Source organism: Niabella hirudinis, from assembly GCF_051201075.1.
GTDB lineage: Bacteria > Bacteroidota > Bacteroidia > Chitinophagales > Chitinophagaceae > Niabella > Niabella hirudinis.
The window spans coordinates 78,268-97,882 of the sequence record NZ_JBPEHJ010000005.1 but is presented as its reverse complement, the minus strand read 5'-3'; the positions used below and the strand labels follow the sequence as shown (position 1 = coordinate 97,882).

Annotated in this window: 21 protein-coding genes; 5 read left to right on the top strand and 16 right to left on the bottom strand. The window is 47.0% G+C overall.

Annotated features, from left to right (window positions below; translation table 11 throughout):
• The first annotated feature begins 76 nt into the window (after positions 1 to 76).
• Positions 77 to 973, top strand: a complete 897-nt coding sequence (locus GGU45_RS11275; RefSeq protein ID WP_435224766.1) for a lysylphosphatidylglycerol synthase transmembrane domain-containing protein — start codon at positions 77 to 79, stop codon at positions 971 to 973.
• A gap of 18 nt (positions 974 to 991) precedes the next feature.
• Positions 992 to 2,941: an LTA synthase family protein gene (locus GGU45_RS11270; protein ID WP_435224765.1), complete on the top strand. Its 1,950-nt coding sequence runs from the start codon at positions 992 to 994 to the stop codon at positions 2,939 to 2,941.
• Positions 2,942 to 3,146: 205 nt separating this feature from the next.
• Here the strand turns inward: GGU45_RS11270 and GGU45_RS11265 are convergent, their stop codons facing one another.
• The 7 genes from GGU45_RS11265 to GGU45_RS11235 all read right to left on the bottom strand — a co-directional run bounded on the left by GGU45_RS11265 (position 3,147) and on the right by GGU45_RS11235 (position 8,876).
• A complete protein-coding gene (locus GGU45_RS11265; RefSeq protein WP_435224763.1) occupies positions 3,147 to 4,898 on the bottom strand; it encodes an ArnT family glycosyltransferase in 1,752 nt (583 codons plus the stop codon).
• A 223-nt stretch (positions 4,899 to 5,121) separates the two neighbouring features.
• Positions 5,122 to 5,511 carry a DUF1634 domain-containing protein gene (locus GGU45_RS11260; protein WP_435224761.1) on the bottom strand — a complete coding sequence of 130 codons (390 nt, stop codon included), beginning with the start codon at positions 5,509 to 5,511 and terminating at the stop codon, positions 5,122 to 5,124.
• An 11-nt stretch (positions 5,512 to 5,522) separates the two neighbouring features.
• A complete protein-coding gene (locus tag GGU45_RS11255; RefSeq protein ID WP_435224759.1) occupies positions 5,523 to 6,359 on the bottom strand; it encodes a sulfite exporter TauE/SafE family protein in 837 nt (278 codons plus the stop codon).
• 144 nt (positions 6,360 to 6,503) lie between these two features.
• On the bottom strand, positions 6,504 to 7,394 hold the full coding sequence (fabD, locus tag GGU45_RS11250) for an ACP S-malonyltransferase (RefSeq protein ID WP_435224757.1): 891 nt from the start codon (positions 7,392 to 7,394) through the stop codon (positions 6,504 to 6,506).
• Positions 7,395 to 7,424: 30 nt separating this feature from the next.
• Positions 7,425 to 8,021, bottom strand: coding sequence for a GTP cyclohydrolase I FolE (folE, locus tag GGU45_RS11245; RefSeq protein ID WP_435224755.1), 597 nt, complete (start codon positions 8,019 to 8,021; stop codon positions 7,425 to 7,427).
• A gap of 13 nt (positions 8,022 to 8,034) precedes the next feature.
• A complete protein-coding gene (locus GGU45_RS11240; protein WP_435224754.1) occupies positions 8,035 to 8,445 on the bottom strand; it encodes a 6-pyruvoyl trahydropterin synthase family protein in 411 nt (136 codons plus the stop codon).
• A 23-nt stretch (positions 8,446 to 8,468) separates the two neighbouring features.
• Positions 8,469 to 8,876, bottom strand: coding sequence for a 6-pyruvoyl trahydropterin synthase family protein (locus GGU45_RS11235; protein ID WP_435224753.1), 408 nt, complete (start codon positions 8,874 to 8,876; stop codon positions 8,469 to 8,471).
• Between the two features lie 257 nt (positions 8,877 to 9,133).
• Between GGU45_RS11235 and mqnB the strand changes: the two genes are divergently transcribed.
• Together mqnB and GGU45_RS11225 are read left to right on the top strand one after the other, a co-directional pair.
• Complete coding sequence (mqnB, locus tag GGU45_RS11230; RefSeq protein ID WP_435224752.1) at positions 9,134 to 9,787, top strand: futalosine hydrolase; 654 nt, start codon at positions 9,134 to 9,136, stop codon at positions 9,785 to 9,787.
• Positions 9,788 to 9,889: 102 nt separating this feature from the next.
• Positions 9,890 to 10,699, top strand: coding sequence for a 1,4-dihydroxy-6-naphtoate synthase (locus GGU45_RS11225; RefSeq protein WP_435224750.1), 810 nt, complete (start codon positions 9,890 to 9,892; stop codon positions 10,697 to 10,699).
• Here the strand turns inward: GGU45_RS11225 and GGU45_RS11220 are convergent.
• The 7 genes from GGU45_RS11220 to GGU45_RS11190 form a co-directional block, all read right to left on the bottom strand.
• Positions 10,696 to 11,508, bottom strand: coding sequence for an aminotransferase class IV (locus GGU45_RS11220; RefSeq protein WP_435224749.1), 813 nt, complete (start codon positions 11,506 to 11,508; stop codon positions 10,696 to 10,698). The genes GGU45_RS11225 and GGU45_RS11220 overlap by 4 nt on opposite strands.
• Positions 11,509 to 11,527: 19 nt before the next feature.
• Entirely contained in the window at positions 11,528 to 11,938 is a 411-nt protein-coding gene (locus tag GGU45_RS11215; RefSeq protein WP_435224747.1) for a DUF4296 domain-containing protein, read from the bottom strand.
• On the bottom strand, positions 11,935 to 13,143 hold the full coding sequence (gene coaBC / locus GGU45_RS11210) for a bifunctional phosphopantothenoylcysteine decarboxylase/phosphopantothenate--cysteine ligase CoaBC (RefSeq protein ID WP_435224745.1): 1,209 nt from the start codon (positions 13,141 to 13,143) through the stop codon (positions 11,935 to 11,937). The genes GGU45_RS11215 and coaBC overlap by 4 nt, the downstream gene beginning before the upstream one ends.
• A gap of 82 nt (positions 13,144 to 13,225) precedes the next feature.
• Positions 13,226 to 13,567, bottom strand: coding sequence for a DNA-directed RNA polymerase subunit omega (locus GGU45_RS11205; RefSeq protein ID WP_090393568.1), 342 nt, complete (start codon positions 13,565 to 13,567; stop codon positions 13,226 to 13,228).
• Positions 13,542 to 14,360, bottom strand: coding sequence for an outer membrane protein assembly factor BamD (locus GGU45_RS11200; protein ID WP_435224743.1), 819 nt, complete (start codon positions 14,358 to 14,360; stop codon positions 13,542 to 13,544). Before GGU45_RS11200 ends, GGU45_RS11205 begins: the two co-directional genes overlap by 26 nt.
• Before the next feature lie 99 nt (positions 14,361 to 14,459).
• Complete coding sequence (locus GGU45_RS11195) at positions 14,460 to 15,263, bottom strand: uroporphyrinogen-III synthase (RefSeq protein WP_435224741.1); 804 nt, start codon at positions 15,261 to 15,263, stop codon at positions 14,460 to 14,462.
• 10 nt (positions 15,264 to 15,273) lie between these two features.
• Positions 15,274 to 16,578, bottom strand: a complete 1,305-nt coding sequence (locus tag GGU45_RS11190) for a DUF4271 domain-containing protein (RefSeq protein ID WP_435224739.1) — start codon at positions 16,576 to 16,578, stop codon at positions 15,274 to 15,276.
• Positions 16,579 to 16,837: 259 nt separating this feature from the next.
• On the opposite strand from GGU45_RS11190, the gene GGU45_RS11185 reads away from it, so the two are divergent.
• Entirely contained in the window at positions 16,838 to 17,533 is a 696-nt protein-coding gene (locus tag GGU45_RS11185; protein ID WP_435224738.1) for a basic secretory protein-like protein, read from the top strand.
• Here GGU45_RS11185 and GGU45_RS11180 read toward each other — a convergent pair.
• Both GGU45_RS11180 and GGU45_RS11175 read right to left on the bottom strand, forming a co-directional pair.
• The gene (locus GGU45_RS11180; protein ID WP_435224736.1) at positions 17,528 to 18,079 is read right to left on the bottom strand and encodes a GNAT family N-acetyltransferase; all 552 of its coding nucleotides are present in this window, start codon (positions 18,077 to 18,079) and stop codon (positions 17,528 to 17,530) included. The two genes, GGU45_RS11185 and GGU45_RS11180, sit on opposite strands and share 6 nt — an antisense overlap.
• A gap of 109 nt (positions 18,080 to 18,188) precedes the next feature.
• Complete coding sequence (locus GGU45_RS11175; RefSeq protein WP_435224734.1) at positions 18,189 to 19,463, bottom strand: MutS-related protein; 1,275 nt, start codon at positions 19,461 to 19,463, stop codon at positions 18,189 to 18,191.
• Between the last annotated feature and the right edge of the window lie 152 nt (positions 19,464 to 19,615).

Below are 19,615 nucleotides of genomic sequence, written 5' to 3'. Positions count from 1 at the left end.
TATCGCTACTTTTGGCGATTGTCCGAAAAAAATCGCCAGCCGATTTAACAATTTAGCCGAAGTTTGCAGTGGAAATATGGATAAAAAGAAGGTCTGGAATATTTTAAAACCCGCACTGAAAATAGCTTTTACCCTGCTGGCTTTGTGGCTGGTGTATACCAAGGTAGATCTGGCTGCCGTGCGCAGATTGTGGAAAGAGGCCAATAGTTGGTGGCTGGTTCCCGCCGTAGCGGTTTTTATCATTTGCCAGGTGGTCACTTCTTTCCGGCTGCTTTATTTTTTCCGGAATATCGGGCTTCCGATTCCCGTGCGTTCCAACATACGTCTGTACCTGCTGGGAATGTTTTACAACCTGTTTTTACCCAGTGGCCTGGGAGGCGATGGCTATAAGATCATCGTATTAAAACAACGCTACGATACCACGCATAAGGATGTGTTTTCCGCTGTTTTTTTCGACCGGCTGGCAGGATTGTGGGGACTGGGATTCCTGGTCTCCTGTTTTAGCCTTACCATGCCGGAAGTAAGACAATATAGTACCTGGATCCTGGCTGCCTTCGGAGTTGGTACGGTAGTGTATTATTTTGTACTGCGCCGTTATTTCAGCCGCCTCAGCCGTCATTTTTTTACCACTCATTTATTGGGTATTTGTACCCAATCGCTCCAGCTGGTGACGGTAGCATTTATACTGGCGGCATTAGGTTGCAAAACGGCCTACTGGCCCTACTTTGCAATCTTTCTCTTATCCTCCCTCGCCTCCCTGTTTCCTTTTAGTGTAGGAGGTTTGGGCGCAAGAGAAGTGGCTATTGTTTGGGGTGCCGGTACCTTCGGCCTGGATAAAGACTTAGCGGTATCGGTGAGTTTAAGCTTTTACCTGGTTACGCTGGTAATAGCCCTGTCTGCAATCTTTATCCTGTTTGGCCGCGAACGGAACGGATCATCCGCAACAGTTGCAGACCCGGCAAAAGAGCAGTAAATTTAATTTTTGGTAAATATGAACGGAAGAAAAGGAACCTGGGCCCTGAGCTATTACGGAACATTTTTATACCGCATCCTGCTGGTGCTGTTCCTTTTTTTTATCTGCCGGTTCCTGTTCTATATACTGAACACACCACTGTTTCCGGGGATCGGGGCTGCAGATTGGGTTAAGATCCTTATAGGCGGGTTGCGGTTTGATGTAGCGGCTATGCTGTATTTTAATGGTCTGCTCATTTTCCTGATGACGGTTCCGGTTCCGTATAAGCTGCGGACGCACAAACGTTACCAGCGTTTGATTCAGTGGGTATTTTATTGTACAAACGGCATCGCATTGCTGCTGAATTGTATCGACTTTATCTACTACCGTTTTACGTTAAGACGCACTACCACCAGCGTTTTTAGCGAGTTTGCACATGAGCAGAACAAATCCGGACTTGCATTTAATTTCCTGATCGATTACTGGTACGTGGTATTGATCTTTGCGGGATTGATAGCACTGATGGTATTTCTTTACCGGAGGGTGAAAGTCCGGGAACAACCGGCTCCGTTGCGGGGAACCATTTATTATATAAAGGCATCCGTGATCTTTCTGGCGGGCATTGTTTTGGCTATCGGCGGTATCCGGGGTGGGTTCCGGCATAGCACACGCCCCATTACCGTAGGCGATGCGGGAGTTTATGTAAAACGCTCGCATGAGGTATACCTGGTATTGAACACGCCTTTTGTTTTTATCCGCACCATGGGGGTAAAGCCACTGAAAGAGCTGCATTATTTTTCCGATGCGGACCTCGCCGGCATTTATTCGCCCCTGCATACCCCGGCCGATTCGCTGCCATTTGTTAAAAAGAACGTAGTGGTCATCATCCTTGAAAGCTTTGGAAAGGAGTCGGTAGGTTTTTATAATAGGGAGCTCGACAACGGCCGGTATACCGGGTTTACACCGTTTCTTGATTCGCTGGCCGCCGTTAGTAAGATCTACTGGAACTCTTTTGCAAACGGCCGCAAGTCGATCGATGCCATCCCTTCCATTTTTTCAAGTATTCCCAGTGGGCTGGATCCTTTTGTGTTAACGCCCTATGTATCGGACAGCACGAGGAGTTTGCCAAAACTACTGGCAAATGAAGGGTATCATACTTCTTTTTTTCATGGGGCGCCCAACGGGTCGATGGGGTTTTTGTCATACACAAAAATGATCGGGATTGAACATTATTTTGGGAAAACCGAATATAATAATGATGCCGATTATGATGGCATCTGGGGTATCTGGGATGAGCCCTTCTTCCAGTTTTTTGAACAAAAGTTAAATCATTTTCCGCAGCCCTTTTTTTCCGGTATCTTTTCAGTATCATCGCATCATCCATTCAAAGTACCAGCGCAATATGAAGGTAAGTTTAAGAAAGGCCCCTTGCCGGTAATGGAGTGCATCAGCTATACCGATATGGCCCTCCGGAAGTTTTTTGACAAAGCAAAAGATCAACCCTGGTTCCATAATACGCTTTTTGTGATATCGGCCGATCATGCCACCGTTTCCTATCATCCGGAATACCAGAATGCCTGGGGCGATATTGCCATCCCTATTATCCTGTATGCCCCGGGCGACAGCAGTTTCAGGGGAGTGGACCCGGGTGTGATACAGCAATTGGATATTATGCCCACCGTGCTGGGTTACCTGCATTATCCCAGACCCTACCTGGCTTTTGGTGAAAATGTGCTGAACCGGAAAGGGCCGGGCTTTACGTACCAATACTCCGGAGGGCACCGCTGGATTGATGGGGATTACCTGCTCTTTTTTGATGGTAAAAAATCCACGGGACTGTACAACTTTAAACGGGATCGCTTAATGAAAACAGACTTGCTGCAGGATTCAGCACAAAGAGTCGCAGCAATGGAGCAGAAAGTGAAAGCATTTATTCAGCAATATAATAACCGGCTGATCCGGAACCAGCTGATGGCACCGGGGAAATAGGTTTGTTTCATGTTCAAAATTTCACGTTCAAAGTTGAAACCTGGCTTGATGGCTGAAATCTGGATGCTGGATACTGGATGCTGGATACCAGACAGCAGATGTCTATTGTCTAAAATCCAGGGTCTATTGTCTTTAGAATATAGATCGGAGTAAAGATCATCGAAGCGGAACGGGAGCTTCATTTTCACATTCCCACATTCCCAAATTATTCCCCATTAACCTTGATCTGATAAAAATTACTGGCAAAGTTTCCCGGTATAAAATCATTAACAAATGAAAACAATAGCCGGTACTTTCCGGGTTGCTGCGGCGCTTTAACGGGTATGCTCAGCTGAATGCTTTCGCCGGGCCTGAGTGTTTTCGGGGGAAGCGCGAAGCTGGAATCCGAATTAATAAAATTGTATTTTTCGATCAGGAAGGCATAATCTATCCGGAGTTTTGATTCCAGCGCCTGCACCTGCCCGCTTTTGTTGATGATAGTAAGCATCATCGGTTGTTCGCTCCCATATTTTATTTCTTTGGTGGGGTGCTCCAATACAATTCTTAACCCGTTGAGCGAATGGTACTGCGGCAGCGATAAAAGCCGGCCGGAGTTGTAAACCGTTTCAATTGGGGTACCCCTCCCGGGCTGCACGCTGGTGTTCTGCGTATAATAAAGCACATCCCTGCCATTTAAAGTATGATCATCCGTGATATTAAAATTTGTTTTGCGGTAGCCTTTATCATTGTATCCTGTGGTTTGCGCATCGGGATGGTAATACCGGTAAAGCGAAGGCAATGCGTAAGAATTGGAGAATACTACAGGCGTACGGCCCGCTTTTTCATAAACCGTATTGGCCCATACGCGGGCATAGGAAAAGGAACGGAAGTGTTTGATAAGATTTGCGGGCCCGTTGGGCACCAGGAAGAGGATGCGGGCCAGCAGGATGAGGCCAATATTGCACCATGCTGTTTTTAAAAGCAGCCGCTGGAACTTTGGGCGGCCATTAACGGCCAATGATAAAAAGAGCGCAATATAAGAGATGGCAGCGATCATGGTCCAGTGTGGTTCCACCGTGTTTTTGAAGGAGGAAAAAAGGAAAAAGATCAATGTGCCGGCAAACATAAAAACGTGGGCACGCATCAGCGCATCGCGGATCTTTAATTTAAAGACGGAGGCGTAGAACAACAGGGATATCAGCGGTCCCCAGATCAATACCTGCCCCAGCAGATAGTCGGTCGTGTAACTTATCCGGTATTTTTTGGCGATGCGTTCTATCAGATGAAAGCGTACTGTTGGCCAGTCGTTCAGGTATTGCCAGTAAAGATGGGGAACAAAGAGCAGGGATACCATCAGTACGATCAGCCAGAAATATTTATTGCCCAGCAGCCTCAGGTTGGAGAGCACTACAAAGCCCACCAGCAGGATGCCGTGATATTTGCTGTAAAACATCCCGGTAATGGCGATAGCCAGCCAGAGGCTGTTGATAAGGTTCTTTTGATTTAAAAAGCATTTATACCTCGAGAAGAACAGGGCCGCAAAAAAGAACAGGGCTGCATCCGGGGTAGTGATGAAGGCATACACATTCAAAACCAGGGTGGAGGCATACAACAGTATAAACCATTTAATCTTTTGCAGGTAACCGGGAAGGCCTTTATAAACGAGCGCAATGGAGCAGGTTGATAATAAAATAGTACCCAGCCGCGTAAAAAACGGCCCATGCCCTAAAAGCTCGCCCAGCCGGATAAAGAGCGTCACCATGGGGGGATGGTCAAAATAACCCCACTGCAGGTTTTGTGCCAGCATCCAGTAATAGGCTTCATCCCCATCTATGCCGAGGAAGGCAGCCTGCAGGCTGTTGATGAGGAACCACAGGATCATAAAACCGGCAAGCAGTTGGGTGTCGCTGCCTGTTGCACGGGCAATTCCCCTGCTGCCGGGGGCAAATGAAGAAAGCGTATCTGTATGTGCAGGCATAGTAAGGATGTCTGTTTACGCGAAAATACTAAATTGGCCACGAAGTCGCCAGGACCGGAGGTTTGGGGGGGCTTTCAAATTGTTGCAGCCCATAGAAGCAACATTACCCGGGAAGTCATCCCGGGCCGCCCCGGGATGTTGCACAACAATATGTATAGATGCTGAAATAAAGCTCAGCCTGACAGCGAAAATTTGAATTGCACCCAGGCTTCTCCAGATCCTCCTAATGATGGTATCCCAGCGAAATGCTGACGCCTATAATCGCCATTACAATAAATGTGACGAGTACATACAGGTAATCTTTTTCTATCAGGAATGCAATAAAGGAGAAGACAAGACGCAGCGCGGGAGTCAGGAAGAGCAGGATGATCCCCAGGAAAATAATGGAAGTGCCGCTGTGGCTTTCGATCCCGGCGATCATTTCTTTCAGCAATTGCCCGATGCTCTTGTCGGTTTCGGTAAAACTGGCGTAGTGCATGGGTTCCCGGCCATGTTTTACAAGGTATACAGCGCCTCCGATAGCACCGATGCTCAGTGCCAGCCATACTCCGTAACGAAGCAGGGTTCCTATAATAGTTTGTAATGTTTTATCCGTGAACCTGTTTTCTCGCATCTGTAACTGGTTTAAATCCTTCCGGCAATGCCGTTATAGATCATGTTAAATGCCAATAGTAAAATAAGGATTGCGAAGAAGATCCGGAGCTTGGCGGGGTTTGAACGGATCAGGATCCGGGATCCCGTCATCGATCCGAAAAGCACGCCGATCATCGTGGGCATACAGATACCGGGCTGCACATATCCCTTTTGCAGATAGATGACGGTGCTGGCGATGGCAGTTACTCCCATCATAAAATTACTGGTGGTGGTAGAAACCTTAAAGGGGATGCGCATGATATTGTCCATGGCAATAACCTTAAACGCTCCCGATCCGATACCCAGCAGCCCGGACATCATACCGGCAACACCCATCATGCCTAATCCTCCCAGTACATTTTTTGTACCATAGGAGATCGGCTGGTCATTATGATCCGGATAGCTGCCGTCCAGTTTTAGTTTCCGGGCCAGCGGGCTGCTTTGTTCCAACACATGCTCTTCTTTTTTTCGCAGCGAATTGATAGCAGAAAAGATCAGGGTCAGTCCAAAAAGTACCGCAATGAGGGAACCGGGGGCTATTGAGGAAATGAGGGCTCCGCAAACGGCCCCGGTGGTAGTGGCGATCTCAAGAAAGACCCCGAGGCGCATATTGGTAATGCCTTCACGTACATAAGCGGCGGCAGATCCTGATGATGTGGCAATAACAGAAACCAATGCGGCTCCAATGGCGTAGTGAATGTCAACACCCATTCCGATCGTGAGCAGCGGAATGATGATGACTCCTCCCCCAAGACCGGATAAGGAGCCGATCAAACCTGCCAAAAAAGCACCCAACAACATGATCAGTGTAAATGTAAGTACAGTCATATGCGATTGAATAGATTTCTGCGGGCGATGTTTGCACACCCTATCCGGCCCGGTTACTCCGGATCATTCCGAAGGTAGGAAGAAATGATGAGGGGATATGCTGTTGATGGATGGGCGGTAAACCGGTATATATGAAAAATGGGGTTAGCTAACCCCATTTACTGTTACTTCTTTATTGATCTTCTGGATCAGGCCCTGCAGTACCTTTCCGGGGCCGGCCTCCGTAAACCGGGCGGCGCCGTTGGCAATCATGGCCTGTATGGTTTGGGTCCATTGTACCGCGCCTGTAAGCTGGGCAATCAGGTTTTCCTTGATGGCATCCTTGTCCATTACAGGCCGGGCTACCACATTCTGGTAAATAGGGCAAACCGGCTGATGAAAGGCTGTTTTTTCAATGGCTTCCTGCAGCTCTTTTCGTGCAGGCTCCATTAAGGGTGAGTGAAAGGCCCCGCCAACAGGCAGTACCAGCGCCCGCTTAGCGCCGGCGGCTTTCATACGTTCCACTGCTATTTCAATTCCTTTGATTGTGCCGCTGATAACCAACTGGCCCGGACAATTATAATTGGCGGCAACTACGATCTCCCCTGTTTCTTCCCGGATGGCCTTGCAGATTTCTTCCACTTTTTCATCCGGCAGGTTTAATACCGCAGCCATAGTAGAGGGCTGTAGTTCACATGCCTTCTGCATAGCATTGGCCCTTACGGTAACCAGCTGCAAGGCGTCTTCAAAAGCCAACACATTGTTGGCCACCAGGGCAGAAAATTCGCCCAGCGAATGCCCGGCCACCATATCCGGCCGGTTGTTCTCCATAACCTTATAGGCCACGATCGAATGCAGGAAAACAGCAGGCTGTGTCACTTTTGTTTCCTTTAGCTCATCTGCAGTTCCCGTAAACATGATATCGGAAAGGCGAAATCCCAGGATCTCGTTGCCCTGCTCAAACAATTTTTTTGCAAATGCGTTGTTGTCATAATGCTCTTTTCCCATTCCCGTAAATTGAGAGCCCTGCCCGGGAAATACCACTGCCTGTTTCATATTCACTAATTTATTTTGGTTCTTTTTCTTTTAACTTAAACGTGCGCTGATGAGTTTTAAAAATTCGCTCCGGGTTGAGTTTTTCTGAAACTCACCGTCAAACGCCGAAGTGGTCGTTTCAGAATTTTGCTTTTGAACGCCCCGCATCATCATACACAGGTGTTTGGCCTCAATAACTACCGCCACGCCCAGTGGGTTCAATGTTTCTTTAATAGCATTCATGATCTGCACGGTCAGGCGCTCCTGCACCTGAAGCCGGTGCGAGTAAACGTCTACAACCCTTGCAATCTTGCTAAGCCCGGTAATCCACCCGTTGGGAATATAGGCCACATGCGCCCTTCCAAAAAAAGGAAGCATGTGATGCTCACAAAGACTGTACAGTTCAATATCTTTTACAATGATCATTTCGCTCACATCCTCATGAAATTTTGCAGAGTTAATGATCTCGTGCGCATCCATCGAATAACCCTGCGTCAACACCTGCATGGCCTTGGCGACACGCTCCGGTGTTTTCAACAATCCCTCCCGCTGCGGGTTTTCGCCCAGCTGTTCTATCACCTGCTGATAATGTTGTATGAGCGCCTGGGTTACAGGCTCATTATAACTGTCTTCTCTTTTATAGGCCATATTTTCCGGTCATTTAGGATGATGGATATTCAACAAAATTTCTGGGGGTTTCATACAACCGGACCTGCAGGTCATGATCGCTGTGGATATGCGGACGCAGGAGATCGTAAATCACGATTGCAATATTCTCTGCAGTTGGATTTTTATGTTTAAATACATCGGTATCCAGATTCAGATTCCGGTGATCAAATTGCTCGATTATATTTTTTGCAACCAGCTGGCTTAATACTTTAAGATCCATTACAAAACCTGTTTGAGGATCCACTTCTCCGGTTACCTTTATTTCCAACTCATAGTTGTGACCGTGGTAATGTGGTAAAGAACATTTTCCAAAGACTTTTTCATTGGTAGCATCGTCCCATGCCGGGTTATAGAGCCGGTGTGCCGCGTTAAAATGTTCTCTTCTGAATACGGATACTCTCATACGGGATAAAGGTACGTATAAACTTAACCAAAATACTCCACATAAATCCGTGGCGTTTCATAGAGTTTTATGCAATGAAGCAGTACGCCCCCGGGTAAATGCGGGCTTAGCTCATTCCATATAGCAATTGCCAGATTTTCAGTGCTGCACAACTTTCCCTGCATAAAATCCACGTCCTCATTCAGGTTGCGGTGATCCAGTTTTTCGATAATATGATCTTTGATGATCTCGCTCAATTTTTTTACATCATATACAAAACCGGTGTCCGGATCCGGTTCCCCTTTTACCGTAATGTATAATTCATAATTATGCCCATGCCAGTTTTTATTGGCGCATTTGCCAAAAATCTGTTCATTCTGCGCCTCTGTCCATGCGGGGTTGTAAAGTTTGTGCGCGGCATTAAAGTGTTCAATTCTTGTGAGATATACCATATATCATAAATAAGTAAGCCGGCAATTGCCAAGCCCTGAAGAGGGAGCGTACCCAAAAAAGATCCCCCCTTTCAAAAAAACAGACTGCAAAGGTAACATTTCCCTCAATTATAAAAATGCCGAACTTCGCGGACAACACATTATTTTCTCACAGACAACACAGCCATCCACAGATTTTAATGTTCTTCTGTGCCAATCCGTGTAGTTTGTGAACAAATTTTATCAGGTATAACATTTTTGCAACAGCTAAAAAGAACATGCATAAAAAGATATTATTGATCGCGGCCACGGAGCTGGAAATAGGCCCCTTAAATTCTTTGTTGAAAGAGCAGGGCACTGTTGATGTGGTGGTTGCCGGTATTGGGGGGGTATGCACGGCTTATGGGCTTGCAAAACAGCTAACGCGGCAACGCTACGACCTGGTGCTGCAGGGCGGCATTGGCGGTAGCTTTACCACGCAGTATGCGCCGGGCGCTGTGGCGGTGGTTAGCAGTGATTGCTTTGGCGACCTGGGCGTGGTGGAAGCAGGACAGCGCCGATCCGTTTTTGACCTGCAGCTGGCGCAGGCAGATGCCCCGCCATTTACCGGGGGACGGTTATTGAATCCACACCATGGGCTGATGGCGCTTTCGGGGCTGAGCCGGGCAATGGGCGTTACGGTTAATGAGGTTACAACAGACAGGGATACGATCCTGCATTTTAAAAATGACCTGGGCGCGGAAATCGAATCGATGGAAGGCGCAGCGCTCCATTATGTGGCCTTGCAGGAATCGGTGCCCTTCCTTCAGGTAAGGGCTGTATCTAATTATGTGGGCGAACGAGATAAAACAAAATGGGCGCTGAAGGAAGCGGTTTTTAAGTTGAATGAAACCCTGGGGCAACTTATTTCTGTGCTGATGCAGAGCGCGTAAAGGGTATTCGTGAGCGGTGAACGGCGGGTATCTGTCTTGATTCCGGATGCTCAAGGCTGAAAACTCAAAACCGAAAAGTATTTAAGATTTAAAAGAAACAATATGAAACTGAAACTGGGATTTTCTCCCTGTCCGAATGACACATTTATTTTTGACGCATTGGTCAACGGAAAGATCGATACCGGTGGACTCGAATTTGAAGCGGTGCTGGAAGATGTGGAAACGCTGAACCGCTGGGCCCTGGAGGGGCGGCTGGATGTAACCAAACTGAGTTTTCCGGCCTATTTTAAAACGCAGGAGCAGTATACATTGTTAAACTCCGGAAGTGCCCTGGGGAAAGGGGTAGGGCCGCTGCTGATCAGCCACCGGCAACAGCCTTTTACGGAAGCGGAGATCAACGGGGCAGCCGTTGTGTTGCCGGGTATCAATACCACGGCGCACCTGCTTTTTAGTTTCGCTTATCCTGATGCACATCATAAATCATTTGGCGTGTTTCATGAAATAGAAGATGCCGTGGTTAACAATGGAGCAGCGCTGGGCGTCATCATTCATGAAAACCGGTTTACTTACCAGGATAAGGGGCTGGTGAAAGTGACGGATCTGGGTGAGTACTGGGAGCAAGCCATGAAAGTGCCCATCCCCCTGGGTGGCATTGTCATAAAGAAATCGTTGGGTAATGCTGTTTTTGGCCAGGTGGATGGGTTGATCCGTAAAAGTCTTGAACATGCTTTTAGCCGGTACCCGGAAGTGCCGGCTTATGTAAAAGAGCATGCACAGGCGATGAGTGAAGAAGTGATGCGTAAACATATCGACCTTTATGTAAACAATTACAGCCTGGATTTGGGCGCTGAGGGCCGCGCGGCGGTAGATACTTTGTCGGCGGTTTACAACCGGCTGCATACAGGCGCTTAGGCAAAAAGCAACTGGTTATGGCGGTGTTGAAGGGTCTTTGTCAAATTGCCTGCATAGTACGTTCCGTCAAATTGTGCCACCGCACGGATGCCCCGAAGTGCGTTGGTCAAAAATAGCTCATCGGCTTCCCTGAGCGTTTCGGGGGTACATGAGCGCTCTGTGATCCCCGGTTCGGCCTCCAGCAGGTAAGTACGAAACACACCGGCTACACAACCATCAGTAACCGGCGGTGTAAACAAGGCTCCGTTTTTGATCCAAAACAGGTTAGTCATAGTGGTTTCAACCACCCGGCCCTCCTTGTTCAAAAGGATACTGTCGTTCCATCCCCGCTCGTTGCAATATTGCGCCGCACGGCTATATATAAAATTTCCGGATAATTTTAGCTCTGAAAACCGGTGCGCTTCTTTTGCCAGTTCGTTGTATATGCCCAGCACCAAGGCATCTTCCGGGGTGGCGGCAAAGGGCATGGCTTCTGCCAGGTAGTGCAGTGCAGATGCCTCAAAAAGGCCGCCGTCCCCGTTTGAAAAGGAGAGGCGCACCCGGGCGCTTTCTGCGCAGCCGTTTAAATGGCAGAGCTCAATAATGTTTTCATAGATCCTGCTCAATGTAGCCCCCTGTGCAAAACGGTAGTTTAAAAGCGACAGGCTCTTCAGGATTCTGCTCCGGTGCAGGTCCCACAGGGGCACGGTACCACGGTGTACCCGCAGGGTTTCAAAAAAGCCATCGCCGTAGCGGTAACCCTTGTTGGCTGCAGCAATAACAGGAGTTGCCGCATCTGAAAAAATACCATTGAAGCACAGGTAATGCATAACGGGAATCTTCAGGTGATTATTTTGGAATACGTGCAGGTTTCGATAGCGCCGGGGCCGCAGTGCGGGCGGAGTCTCCGCGGGCGCCCTTTGCGGTATCCTGTTTGGCACGCGCCTGCTGGGTGTTGATGGAGTCCAGCATAGCTACAAACAGGTCGGGTTTGCGCTGGTAGTATTCAAGACTTTTATCGAATTCTTTTTTAGAAATTTTATGCAGCGCAAAAATCTGGTTTAATACCTGCTGGTTTACTGCTGCGCGGTTCAGGTTAGGGTGGCGAAAGTATATATAACCATTCACAAACTCACCTCCTTTTGCAATATCCCATAAAACAGCCTGCATTTTATCCTGGGGCAGCACATCCTTGGGTCGCCCGAGCCCGCATGCTGTAAGGGTAATGGCCAGTATCAGTAATGGAAATGATTGCTTCATATTGTTGTGCCGGGTTTGATGATCGTATCAAGAATATCCTGCGCCACTGCCGTTTTTGATTTGGATTCAAAACCGGATTTTTCACCGGTTTTGGAGTAGATGGTTACTTTGTTGGTGTCTGCGCCAAAAGCCGCTCCGTCATTTAAGGAGTTGAGCACAATATAGTCCGCATTTTTTTTATGCAGCTTTTCAAGCGCATGCACTTCCTCATTATTGGTTTCAAGTGCAAAGCCAAGCAACAGCTGGTTGCCTGTTTTAATGGCCCCCAGTGATGCCAGGATATCACGGGTCTTTACCAGGTTCAGTTCCAGCCCCGGTTCCTGTTTTTTTATTTTCGTTTCGCTAACGGTTGCCGGCCGGTAATCGGCCACGGCTGCGGCCATCAGGGCTATATCTGCGGAAGGAAAATGATCCATACAGGCCTGGTACATTTCTTCTGCGGAAGTGACTTTTATCACAGTGATGCCGGTAAGGTCCTGTTGCAGCACGGCAGGTGCCGGCCCCAGCACAAGGGTTACCTCCGCGCCACGCATCCGGCACTCCTTAGCAAGGGCATAGCCCATTTTCCCGGAGGAGTGGTTGCCGATAAACCGTACCGGGTCAAGGGCCTCATGTGTTGGTCCTGCCGTTACCAGTACTTTTTTCCCTTCCAGGCTCCTGTCTGCTTTAATTTTGAAAAAGGCTCCGATTTGTGCAAGGATGGCTTCCGGTTCTTCCATGCGCCCTTCACCGATCAGGCCGCTTGCCAGCTCACCGTGATGCGGCGCCAGCACAATATGCCCGGATGTCTTCAGTATTCCGATATTTTTTTGAGTGGCGGGGTGGTGCCACATATCCTCATCCATGGCCGGGGATACCATTACCGGGCAGGTTGCAGAAAGGTATACAGACAGCAGCAGGTTGTCACAATGCCCCTGCGCCATTTTTGCCAGGGTGTTGCAGCTTAAGGGGGCTATCAGTAAGAGATCGGCCCATCTTCCCAGTTCCACATGGTTAGCCCAGGTATTGCCCGAAGCGATGTCGATGAGTACTTCATTTTTTGAAAGTGTAGACAAAGTAAGCGGCGATACAAAGTCCATAGCTGAAGGCGTCATAATCACTTTGACAATTGCCTTTTGTTTTACCAGCAATCGCACCAGGTGAATGATCTTGTATGCAGCAATGCTGCCACTGATGCCAATGACGATTTTTTTCCCTTCCAACATTTTTCAAAAGTAAGTCAAAATGAAACAGCCGCAATGAATAACTGGATCCATTGCGGCTGCATTTCAAATATAATGATCGTGCTTAGCTAAACAGTTCGTCTTCAGCCTTGCGATAGTAGATTTTGTCATCCAGGAACTCCTGTGTGGCTAAAAGTGCAGGGTTCGGCATCCGCTCGTATGCCTTCGAAATTTCGATCTGCTCTTTATTTTCATGGATTTCTTCCAGCGTGTCGGTATGGCTGGCAAATTCATCCAGTTTATTATGAAGCTCTTCCTTAATGGAAATATTGATCTGGTTGGCTCTTTTACTTACAATGGCAATAGATTCATAAATATTGCCGGTTTTATTTTTTATCTCCTGCAGGCTTTTTGTTTCCACGCTGCTGGGAGTACCAACACTAAGATGCCTTCTTAATTTGCTCATTATTATTGAATTTTTGAATTTGTGTTTGAGACATAGCCTGGTATTTCTCAATTTCGGCCTTGTACTTACTTTCGGGAAAACGATCTAAAAACTCCCGGCACTCGTCCATTACATTTTTAAAACGTTCGGCCTTTTTATCAACGATACTGTTTTCGGCAAAAAGATAATAGGCTTTTACCGACATCATTTTATATTCATCTGCAATCTGCGATTCGGGAAAATTATCCAGCAACGCAGCAAAACTCACGCCGGCGGCCCTGAAAAATCCCATGTCGTAATAAAGCTTTGCGCTTTTATAGTCCTTTACCTCCAGCTTTTTCCTCAGCTCATCCAGTATCCGGTTGGCTTCCGGAAGCCGTACCGAGTTGGGGTGGGTATTTACGAAGGTTTGCATAAAACCAACGGCCTTAAAAGTAGTGCTTTGGTCCAACTCGGGTTTGGGCGATTGTTTGTAAAATGCAAAGGCCCGCATAAACTCGATCTCCTCCGATTTTGGACTATTGGGAAAACTTTCCAGGAAGGTTTTAAAATAATTTTCAGCCATGGCATAATCCCGCTGGTAATAGGCGGAATAGGCGTACTTGTAATAAATATCCTGAAACTGGGCAGTGGTTTTGTAATACGGTAAAATATCTTCGTAAATCAGTTGCGCCTTGTTGTATTTTTTTTTGGCGTAAAAAGCTTCTGCCATTTTCAATTTGTAGGCAGCATCCTTGCTCTTTAAAATCTTATTCATGCCCGGCCCGCAGGACGACATTAAGAATAAAGCAGAAATGATAACAAAAAACCTCATAAAGTTTGCAAAGTTAACGATAACCATGCAAATATTCATAAAAACCTTAGTTGCCCAAAAAACGGGGCGTTAAGTTTTTGATAAAGAGCGCCTGGGGTGTTATTTGTCACCATTGCGGGCCAGAAACTGGTCCAGCGCGGTGATCATGCTGGGTGTTTTGGGCAGAGGGGCCACAATTTGGGGATTGAGGCCGGCTTTTATGGCGGCTTCACGGGTGTTGTCGCCAAAAGTACCAACCACCATTTCCTGCTGTTTAAAGTCAGGGAAATTGTCAAACCAGCTTTTTACCCCGCTGGGGGTAAAAAAGCAAAGAACATCGAACTTTATAGCGCCCAGCGATTTTTTTACATCATTGCTTTTGGTGCGATACATAAAGGCAAGATCAAACGAGCAATCATGCTGCTTGAGCCAGCTGATAATTTCATTATCTTGTTGATTTTCAGAACATACATACAGGAAATTGAGGTTCTCCTTATGCTTGTTGATCACATCCAGCAGGCTTTTATTACTGCCATCGGTACCGTAGAAGACTTTTCTTTTGCGGTAAAGGATGAATTTTTGAAGATAAAGCGCCACCGCTTCGGTAATGCAAAAATACTTGGTGTCCTGCGACACATTTATTTTCATTTCTTCACAGGTCCTGAAGAAGTGATCAATGGCATTGCGACTGGTAAAGATGACTCCTGTGTAAGTGAGGATGCTGATTTTTTGACGTCTGAAATCTTTCCCCGTGATCGGCTCCAGCATAATCAATGTCTCAAAATCCAGGGTAACGCCGTGCTTTTTTTCAAGGTCGAAATAGGGAGATTTTTCGCTCTTTGGTCTTGGCTGGCTGATGAGTATATGTTGTACTTTTCCAGCTGCCGGCTTTGCCATGGGTTTTGTTGCTACGTTACTTGACATTAAGATTCTCCTAAATTGGGTGCAAAGGTACGCTATTCTCCGTTAAAAAATGTAAAATAAACTTATAGATTACGAAGGCCGGGAGCAGTTCGAATGCAACGAAATAGATAAAAAAATGAAAGAGGCTGATCTTATTGCTCTTTTGTACCATTTGAAGTGCTACAATAAACCGGTAAATGAACAGGCCTGCAATGGTCAGCCAGCTGAGTGTCCAGATAATGGTTTTGATTCCCGTGCCGCCCAATGATGTAATAATGAGCACCGGAAGGAGAAACAGTACAAGGATCTTGCTTACAAGAAAAATAAGAAAGATATAGGCATCAGTAAGATGCTGCAGTTTAAACAGCCAGCCAAATAACTTCAGCAGGAAAAATTTGGCCAGGTAGGCCAGCGATACAACGGCCACAGCAAAGGCAAATAGCTGCCAGAAAGGATAGGCTGGTTTGTGGGTAGCCAGTTGGGTAGCCATCAGCGCCAGGTAATAGCCGGCAACAAATACAAAGAGGATATTAAAAAGGAAAGAAGGTAATGTGTTCTGGCTGAGCTGTTGCTGCAGCTGGCGCTGCTTCAGCGTACGCCTGAAGAAAAGGGTGGTAAGATCATCGAAGTATTTTGAAAACGCCGTTTTAAACCCGGCAAACAACAACATGATGCCGGCCAGCGTATAAAAATAAATTTCTTCACCTGGCTGCCGGGGCCGCTTACTGTAAGGCGTAATAACGGGTGCGGCAGCAAAGGCATAATAGGGATGTTGGGCCAGGATCTTTTTTGTGAGGTTAAAATTGCGCTCCAGCGCCGAGAGCTGCTGGAGGTTTTTCAAGCTGTCGGCTATGGCAGCCCTGATCCGTGTACTATCTGCCGCAGCGAGATGTGGTATTACAGTACCGATCCGGTTCAGGGTGTCCTTTTTAACGGAAGCTTTCCTGGTAGTATGCGTCAGCGAGTCCTGTTTGATGCCGGTTCCTGTGGCCACCCCGGGTTTCTTTACCCCGGTCGTATCTTTTTTTGCTGTTGATAGCCGTAGGGCCTTTACGGTCGTATCTTTTTTTCGCGAAGAGTCTTTTTGCGCATTGGTTTTACCCGTATTGGGTACTCTTTGTAATTGGTGTTTAGGGGGGGCTTTTGCCGGCGTGGTTGTTGCAGTTCCCTTTTTTCCTGCAGCAGCAGGCGTTGTTGGTTTTGTTACCGGCGGATTTTTTACGGCTGGCCGGCTGGCCGCCGGTTGCCGGTTATTATTGGGTTTGGACACAGGTTTTGTTGCCCGCTGCGCCGGTTCTTTAGCACTGTCTTTTTTTTGAGCAGATGCGTTGCTCATAGAAAAGAAACTCAGGAAAAGTATAATGATTAAACGAACCAAACTAAATACATCTTTGAACCGCAAAAATAACAAGCTGGCCTCAATATTGCCGAAAAAGATGGAGCATCTGCGGAGCGAATAAGTTTTCACCGGATCATTCAGGAGTTTTCGGTATTGGACATATAGAGCATTTTTGTATTTTGATCTGCGGGAATCTGAGGCCCTGATTTGTTCTATTGCCGGAATTGTGATACTTTCCTGTTGTCAAAAAATGTTTATGAAATATTGTTTATTACTGGCCGGGTTATTTATATGCGGTATTTCCGAAGCTGTAGTTAATGTAAATCGGGACTCTGCGCTTAATTATGAAAGCAGCCGTTTTGAGAAAGATGGGTATATACTGCATTTTACCTCCAATGCAGCAAACTTTAGCGCAGCGGTTAAAAAGCGGATGGTGGATGCTTTCTTCACCGTATACCCGAAGTTGGTAAAGGATTTTAATAAGGATGCCGCAAAGGAAGTCCGTTTTAAAATAGATACCGCTTATCATGGTGTTGCGGCTACCGGTGGCGGAAACGTGGTGTACGATCCTACCTGGTTTGCAAAAAATCCGGGAGATATTGATGTGGTTACCCACGAGGTTATGCATATTGTGCAGGCTTATGGAAGAAGTGTTGGCCCCTGGTGGATCACAGAGGGTATTGCCGATTATATCCGGTTCCAATATGGGATCGATAATGAAGGGGGACACTGGAAACTACCGGCGTACACAGACCGGCAGAAATATTCAGATGGATACCGGGTAACGGCAAGGTTCCTGGCCTGGATAGAAGCAAAGGCAAAGCGCGGAACTGTAAAAGCGCTGAATAAGGCGCTGCGGGATCATTCTTATACGGCAGACAGCTGGAAACAGATCACCGGCAGATCGCTGGATGAACTCTGGCAGGCGTATTCAAAAGATCCTGTGTTATAAAGGCCACTGTGTTTTATGAATGAAATAAACAAAGTTTAACCGGTCCGGCTCGCCATGATAGGCAATCCATTCTTCTTTTAATTTGGCGGCGCCCAGCTTTTCAATCGCTTTTTGCGAACGGTAGTTTTCTGCACCTACGTGAAAGTAAACGCTGCTTACAAACCGGAATATATAGTCCAGCATCAGTTGCTTTACCTGTGTGTTAAGCCCCGTTCCCCAAAATTTTGTGGCATAAAAAGTATAGCCGATAAAAATGCTATTGTTCCCCGGGTTGTAATTGTAAAACCGGGTGCTTCCCGCCAGTTCCCCCGATGTTTTATCTATACAAAGAAAGGCACCTCCGCTTTGCAGGGCTCCTTCAAAGAAGGTTTTGAACACCGTTTGCTGGTAACGGTTTCTGTTGGGATGCATTTGCCATATTGCGGCATCGGAGGCCACGGCAAATAGTTGTTCAAAATCGGGTTCTTTCAAGGGAATAAGGGTTACATAATTATTCTCAAGCAGCGGCTGCATGCTAAATGGAGGCGTTGTGTGCGGGTCTGACATAAAAATTGAATCGGGTTGGGCGTGAAGGTAGCAATAATCGGCGTTTTACGCAATGGCGCAAGGAAAGCCTGGAGGCTGAGTTCATGCCAGGGAAAGAATACTCATTGCCTCACCGGAGCAGCTCATACAAGCCCTCCGCTTCAAATAACAGGCGACCGATCTTCAGATCAGACCAGCCGTCTTCAAGTTTATAGGTAAACCGGGGCCTGCCGTTTTCGATAATACAATCTATGTGCAGTACCTGAACTATATTGCTGGTAATAACAGGCTGGGTTTTCAATTCATGCAAATGAGTGGAAACAAGAAAACAGGAGTTCTCAAACCGATGCATTCCTTCGAGTGTACTGGCAGTAATGGCAAGGGCATCTGCACTATTAGTGCCTTTGAACAGCTCATCAAAAACGGAAAAACAACGTTTTCCCCTTGCTGCTTCCAGGATCAGGTTTTTAAGGTTTTTGATCTCATACATAAAATGACTGTACCCGTTCTGAAGGTCATCCCGGTGATTGATGAAAATCGCAATATGATCAAAAAAGGGTATTTTGGCTGCGCTTGCGGATACTGCTATACCGGTATGCGCCAAAAAAACACAGAGGCCGATTGCTTTGAGCAGGGTCGACTTTCCCGCCATATTGGGCCCGGTAAGCAGGCCCACATTTTTGGAAAGTACCATATCGTTTTTTACCGGATCGCTCAGGAGGGGATGATAAAGATCCCGGATGGTTATTGGCCCGTTGCCAAATGCCGGAAAGGCAAAACTCTTTCGCACAATGGCAAGACTGACGGAGGTATAGGCTTCAAACAGGAAAAAGGCCGGCCAAAACCGTTGCCAGCTGCCGTCCTGTTTACCGGCAACAATTTTTGCAGAGAGCTGTTTTACCGCTTTTTGTCCGAATTGCTGCTCACTCAAAAGCCCCGCATAATAGGGGAGATCAAGGTCCGTTAGTTGCTGCTGCAGGGTTTCAAGGGTGGCTTTGTAAGTGCCCGGAAAAAAGGAAAGACTGATCATGGTAATCCATTTGCGCAGGAGCTCGTCAAAGAAAAGTACAAACTGTGCATAGGCGTTCATCAATGCCTGCCGCTCCCCTTTCTGAGCCTTTGAGGTAAAGATGCCATTGCCGGTAAACGGCTGGTCCCGGGCTTGTATAAACTGGTACACCTCGGTAAATGCTGCCCGGGAGTAATTGTAACTTTTAAGACAGGGATAGTTCTTTACAAAACCTTTTAGTATCTGCTGGCGCTCTTCTATAAGCGCTATTGAGGGGAGCGGCCGGGTAAGCAGTTCTGCAAGTACCTGCTCCGCAAACGGATTATTGGTATAGTTGAAAACAGGCAGTATCTCTTTCAGAATGTTGAGATCAGTTATTTGATGGTTGTTGGTCAATGCCCCGGGTTTTTGGTACTCAATTTACCGGTTTCCCGCGATATTGGGATTGTCCTTTGTCCTAAGTATTTCATAAAGTTTTGGGCAGGGATGGGGCCCGTCTTAAAAGAAAAAGACCGCTCAAAAATGAACGGTCTTTAATCAGATGAAAT